Source organism: Streptomyces phyllanthi (assembly GCF_009377205.1).
GTDB classification, from domain to species: Bacteria; Actinomycetota; Actinomycetes; order Streptomycetales; family Streptomycetaceae; genus Streptomyces; species Streptomyces phyllanthi.
Window position 1 is genome coordinate 1 of sequence record NZ_VJZE01000547.1, and the last position, 5,543, is coordinate 5,543.

Genomic DNA, 5,543 nt, shown 5'->3' on the forward strand with positions numbered 1-5,543 from the left:
GTCCTGCACGGCGTCGTGGTTAACCGGTGTGTTCGACGCCGTGCAGGACGTCGCGGGCGACGTGGTCACCGAGTTGTCGTCGTTCACGAAGTTCCAGAAGCGTGTCGATGAGCTGATCCGCGATCTGAAGCAGTCGGACGCCGGCCCCGCCAAGGTCGGCGAGGAGCAGCTCGTACGCCATCAGTTCGGCGGCGGCAGCGGGGAGTGGACCGAGGCGTCAGGCCTCTTCACCGCCTACGAAACGGTGATCACTGAGCTGGAGAGCCTCTCGAAGCTGCTGTCCGACTCCATGGAGGGCATGGGCATCGCGGTCCTGGCCTCCCACAAGGGCTACCAGAACATCGACCTCGACATCCGCGACCGCATGGCGGCGATCAGCGCGGAGACGACGGAGCACTACGGCGGGAGCTACGACCCCGAGGCAGCGAAGAACGGCCACGACGGAGGCACGCACGCGAAGCCGGGCGACCAGGCATCGGGTAATGAACCATCGGGCGGCGACGCGGGTGGCACGATCTGATGGCAGGCGAGAGCACTGGCACGGGTGGTGGCGGTACCTCCTTCGAGAACATGAGCCACGAGCAGATGCTCGCCTGGCTGGACCAGGCGAACGCCGGGACGGTGCAGGCCGCCGCGGACCGCCTGGCCACAGCGGCCAAGGAGATCACCAAGATCGCGGAGGAGCTCAAGATCCGCCCCCAGTGGGTGGAGTGGAAGGGCGAGGGCGCGGACGCCTTCCGCACCTGGACCGCCGACCTCGCCAACGCCACACTGCGCTTGGGTGACTTCAGCGAGGACTCGGCGAAGTGGCTGGGCCAGGCCTCCGACGCGATCGCCCGCGCCCAGGCGGCGATCCCCCGCGACACGAAGAGCGCCCAGGCGAACCTGGCCGCGGCGACGTCCGCGCACAACGACCCGGACGCGGCGTCGGTGGCCGCCAAGTCCGCGAGCGAACTGGAGGCGCTGGCGGCGAGCCGGGAGAAGGTCCGGCAGGAGGCCGCGGCGGAGATGGTGAAGCTGGGGCAGGCGTATCAGCTGTCTGCGACGCAGATGAACGGGTTGGAGCGGCCCAAGTTTCCGCCGCCGCCGGAGGCGGTCCTGCCGGAGGACGCGCGAAAGGTCAATGACGGAACGTTGCTGACCCGATCAGGTGCTGCAAGTCAGGCAGACGTCTCGGCAGGGACTGGTCCTGCTTCGGTGGTCCACGCCGATGTGGCGGCGGATGACACCGGCGCGCCAAGAGCCTCAACTCATGGCAGGGCGTTGCCTGAGCAATCCGTGCCGAGGCAGGATGCGCCACCGACCCGGATGGGTATTGACTCCGTCGACACACTGCTGCCGGAGAAACAGACGGCGACGGGACCGGTAGGTGGTCCACCCGGCTCCGGACGGGTGGACGGGACCGGAACCGGAGCCGCTCCACAGACGGGCTGGATTCCCCAGGTGCCCGGAGGCAGAGCGGGTACCCCCATCAGCGGCCGGCAGGGGCAGGGACACCCGACGGCGACCGGCCGTATGCCCCAACTGCCCGGCCAGGCCGTTCCTTCTCCGAATCCCGCACGCGTACCGGGCAATGCCGGCATCGTCGGCGGTCGTCCGGTCACGCCTCCCTCGGCCACGCCGACCCAGGGCATCCCGCGTGGAACGGTTGTGGGGGCGGAGGCCGCGACCGGTCGCGGCCCGATGGGCCCCACCAACAGTACGACGACTCCCGCAGGGCGAGTGGTCGGTCAGCGGGGACAGGCTCCCAGCCGTCGTCCCCCGTTCCCGAACGGCGGTGTCGTCGGGGGCAGCCCGCAGCAGACGGGCCGGGTGGCCACGGGCACCGGCAACTCGGGCGTGGCGGGCAGTTCCGGTACGGCTTCCGGTAGTACGACACGCGGCGGCATCGTCGGCGGTGCGTCCAGCGCGGCCCGCCCGGGCGAGACCAGAGGTACGGGCACTCCACGCGCGCCCCGGCCACCTTCTTCAACGAGCACGGGCACGAGTTTTAGCACGGGCACGGGCGGAGGAAGCGGGCAGCCGCGTCGCTCGGCCGAGGACGAGAAGACCCGGCGGCAGGGCCCCCGCCGGACCATGCCACCGGTCACCGGCTGACGCGCATCCAGAAACGGAGAAGGCGAACCCCATGCGGACCACCAGCACACGACGACACGTGCGCCACCGTGCTGCGGCATCGGCGATCCTCGGCCTGCTGCTGGTGGGCCCGGCAGGATCGCCAGCCTATGCCGAGTCGATCCGCGAGCAGCAATGGTTTCTCGATGCCATGAAGGCCGAGCGGATGTGGCAGACCAGCACTGGTTCGGGAATCACGGTTGCCGTGATCGATTCGGGTGTGGATCAGACCAACCCCGACTTGAAGGGCCGTGTCCTGCCGGGCAAGGATCTCGCCCCCGACCAACAGGGGGACGAGCACACCGACTACAGCAACCACGGCACGGGCATGGCGGGGCTGATCGCAGGAACCGGCGCCTGGAACGGTGGGCGGGGTGCTTTTGGGCTGGCCCCTGGTGCCAAGATTCTCCCCATCCGGATGCCCAAGGATGGGACAGCGGCCAACCAGGCCGCAGGCAACAAGAGGTTCGGCGAGACCGTTTCACGAGCGATCCGTTATGCAGCGGACGAGGGCGCCCAGGTCATCAACATCTCCCTCGTATCCACAGAGGGCTCATCCCAGCTCACAGAGGCGGTCAAGTACGCCCTCGACAAGGGCTCACTGATTTTCGCCGGCGTTGGCAACGACGGCGACAAGGCCAACGAGGTCATGTACCCGGCGGCCACACCAGGCGTCGTCGGAGTGGCGGCCATCGGCAAGAACCTCCACAGAACCCAGGAGTCCCAGCACGGCCCCCAGGTGGACATGGCAGCACCAGGCGAGGACATGGTCCACGCCTGCGGCGGAAAGACGGGCCTCTGCAAGACCAGCGGTACCAGCGACGCCACCGCCATCGCCTCCGCCAGCGCCGCCCTGATCTGGTCCAAGCACCCGAAGTGGACCAACAACCAGGTCCTCCGCGTCATGCTCAACACGATCGGCGCCCCCACGGACGGCGCAAAGCGCAACGACTCCATCGGCTACGGCATCGTCCGCCCCCGCATCGCCCTGCAGAACCCCGGCGACCCCGGCCCCGCCGACGAATACCCGCTCCCGGACCTCGCTGCCGCGAAGGCCTCAGCATCTCCGTCCCCGAGTGCTGCCGCGTCCGAGGCCGCAGATGCTCCAGGCAAGGACGACGACTCGGCCGCTGCGGTTTCGCCCTCTGAGGACAGCGGCAGCAGTTCCCGCTGGATAGGGCTGGGTGTGGGCGCCGCTGTGCTCCTTGGCGGAGCGGCCGCCGTGGCCATCGTCCGTAAGCGTCAAAGTTCTGGCGTATAGCGGGTTACGGAGGTAAAGACTGATGACGGAGTCCGTCCGAAACGTAGGAGACGGCGGGACCACGCATCCCGTCGGAATGCGGCTGAACCAGATTCCGGCCGATTCGGGAGGCTCCTCAGGCGCTCAGCCGGGGGGCTTCTCGGGCAGTCGGAGGGATCTGGCGTCGAGCCCGGCGGAGAAGCGTGCCGCAGCACGGGCCATCGAGGAGCACATCGAGCCGGATACGCGGAAATCCGGTGACTGGACGGATGAGGAGACGAACACGGCGGTCAAGGCGTTCGCGGAGAAGGACGGCCATGGGTGGGTCACGAGGAATAGTCAAGACCTGTGGATTCGGCGTGGTTCAGCGGTATACCGGCAGTCCGCCGAGGTCTGGGAGCTCGTCCTCGAAGTCGCAGGCGGCAACGGCGTCGAGGCCGCGGTTCCAGCGCCTACTTCCCCGCCACTGTCAGAACTCTGGACTGCGCATAACCGTGCCGGACAACGCGCCATGGCTGTGGCCGCGCCCCCGCCAGCTCATGCCCCGATCAAGCCCGGAGACTGCCTATGGCTTTGCTCAAGGGGCGATCGAGCTGACGGCCGGCAGAGGGTGTCATTGCTGAGCATGGCGGAGAGCACGTCGACTCGGCACCCTGGTGGGGCAGGGCGAGAGGTCGGCCAATGCGGCGCCCGCACCCGGTCGGGGATGCAGGGCGTACTCCTTGTGTGCCGTGATACTTCCTCACAGCAACGGGGGCCTGGGTAGCCCCTGAGCGATACCTTTCAGGAACGTGGTGAAGGTGTCGGCCGACACGGTGAGGATGTCTCCGTCGGGGACCTTTGAGTCTCGTACGCGTACCTCAGCCCCGAGGCCGGCGATCTCCACGCACTCGTTGCCCTCACCGCCGCTGTAGCTGCTCTTGAACCAGGTCACGACGACCGGTCCAGCTGGGACAGCGGCTATGTCGGTCATGAGGACAGCTCCTGTCGGGTACTCGCGATCAGCTGCAATGTTGCCGCGGGGTCGGTGGCCTGCGAACGAAGGTAGTCGAACGTCAACTTGTAGGCCCCGACATCCTCCGGATCGTCCAGGTACAACCCGCGCCGGCGCATCTCGATGTAGACGACCGCCATGGAGTTGAGGGGGGCCAGTCCATCGTCGCGCCCGAGAATGACGAAATGCCCGGCTCCTGCAGCGTGCGCGCCCGCTCGGAACGGCAGGACCTGAATGTCGATGTTGGGCCTCTGGGCCGCTTCATGGAGATGCTTGAGCTGTCGGGCCATGATCTCGCTGTCACCGACCGTTCTGCGCAGCACTGCCTCGTCCAGCACCACCCACAGATGCAGTGCCGGATCGCGCCGGAGGATGTCCTGTCGCTTGACGCGCGCCTCCACCATCCGTTCGATCTGCTCGTTCGAACTGCGCACTTCACGCGCCTGGTGGATGGCCAGGGCGTACTCCTCAGTTTGGAGCAGGCCGGGAATCACGCTGTTCGCGAAGACGTGCTCGTACGCTGCCGCATGCTCGAAGGAGACCAGGGGATCCAGCCACTCCGGTACGGCGCCACTGCCGACCCACCATCCGTCGACCTGAGACTTGGCGATACTCACGAGAGCTTCCCGCTCCTGCGCAGTGGCCCCGCAGGCATCGGCCAGGGCCCTGACCGTGGCCCATCGGATGCGGGCGCGGTCCTGCCATGCCTCGTAGCGGCTGACGGTCGTCGTGCTGACCCCGGCCCGTTCTGCGACCTGAGTCTGGGTCAGTCCGCAGCGCTCCCGCAGTGAGACCAGTCCGCGTGCGATCTGCATGCGTCCGGCTGGGCCCGTCTGTGTAGCGGTCACGTTCCAGGTCCTTTCCTGCACGCAGCGGACTTCGCGCCACGTCCTGCCGCTGTTGCGGCGTCGACTCTACGGGCTCCTTCGACGCGTCGGACATGGATCCGAAGGTCGTCACCCACTTTAGTGAATTCCCGTCATGGTTCATCCCGCTGTGGGATTCCCATGGAAGTCTTCCCGTGGAAGTTCGATCGATCTTCGAGGAGTTGAGTGTTTTGGGTGGGCTCATGGCACGGACAGTCCGCTGGCTGCGGAGAACCATTGCCCCTTCTGGCCGTCACCGCGCAGGACGGCCGCTGGAAGCACGGCTCACGTGGGAGGCGCCGGGTGAGTCGCCCATGCCCCCTCGCCC

Annotated in this window: 5 protein-coding genes; 3 read left to right on the top strand and 2 right to left on the bottom strand. The window is 67.6% G+C overall.

Features of this window, described 5'->3' with window-relative positions; all coding sequences use genetic code 11:
- The 3 genes from FNH04_RS40455 to mycP all read left to right on the top strand — a co-directional run.
- On the top strand, window positions 1–520 hold a 520-nt coding region (locus FNH04_RS40455), incomplete at its 5' end, for a hypothetical protein (RefSeq protein ID WP_407704178.1).
- On the top strand, window positions 520–2,097 hold the full coding sequence (locus FNH04_RS40460) for a translation initiation factor IF-2 (protein ID WP_152791177.1): 1,578 nt from the start codon (window positions 520–522) through the stop codon (window positions 2,095–2,097). The genes FNH04_RS40455 and FNH04_RS40460, both read left to right, overlap by 1 nt.
- 31 nt (window positions 2,098–2,128) lie before the next feature.
- A complete protein-coding gene (mycP, locus tag FNH04_RS40465) occupies window positions 2,129–3,376 on the top strand; it encodes a type VII secretion-associated serine protease mycosin (protein WP_152791178.1) in 1,248 nt (415 codons plus the stop codon).
- A gap of 721 nt (window positions 3,377–4,097) precedes the next feature.
- Here the strand turns inward: mycP and FNH04_RS40475 are convergent.
- Window positions 4,098–4,328, bottom strand: coding sequence for a DUF397 domain-containing protein (locus FNH04_RS40475; RefSeq protein WP_152791180.1), 231 nt, complete (start codon window positions 4,326–4,328; stop codon window positions 4,098–4,100).
- Window positions 4,325–5,164 carry a helix-turn-helix domain-containing protein gene (locus tag FNH04_RS40480; RefSeq protein ID WP_152791181.1) on the bottom strand — a complete coding sequence of 280 codons (840 nt, stop codon included), beginning with the start codon at window positions 5,162–5,164 and terminating at the stop codon, window positions 4,325–4,327. The genes FNH04_RS40475 and FNH04_RS40480 overlap by 4 nt, the downstream gene beginning before the upstream one ends.
- Between the last annotated feature and the right edge of the window lie 379 nt (window positions 5,165–5,543).

What these genes read in the sequence shown, in the direction of transcription:
- FNH04_RS40460 (WP_152791177.1), top strand. Translation starts at nt 520, where the DNA reads ATGGCAGGCGAGAGCACTGGCACGGGTGGTGGCGGTACCTCCTTCGAG.
- mycP (WP_152791178.1), top strand. Translation starts at nt 2,129, where the DNA reads ATGCGGACCACCAGCACACGACGACACGTGCGCCACCGTGCTGCGGCA.
- FNH04_RS40475 (WP_152791180.1), bottom strand. Translation starts at nt 4,328, where the DNA reads ATGACCGACATAGCCGCTGTCCCAGCTGGACCGGTCGTCGTGACCTGG.
- FNH04_RS40480 (WP_152791181.1), bottom strand. Translation starts at nt 5,164, where the DNA reads ATGCAGATCGCACGCGGACTGGTCTCACTGCGGGAGCGCTGCGGACTG.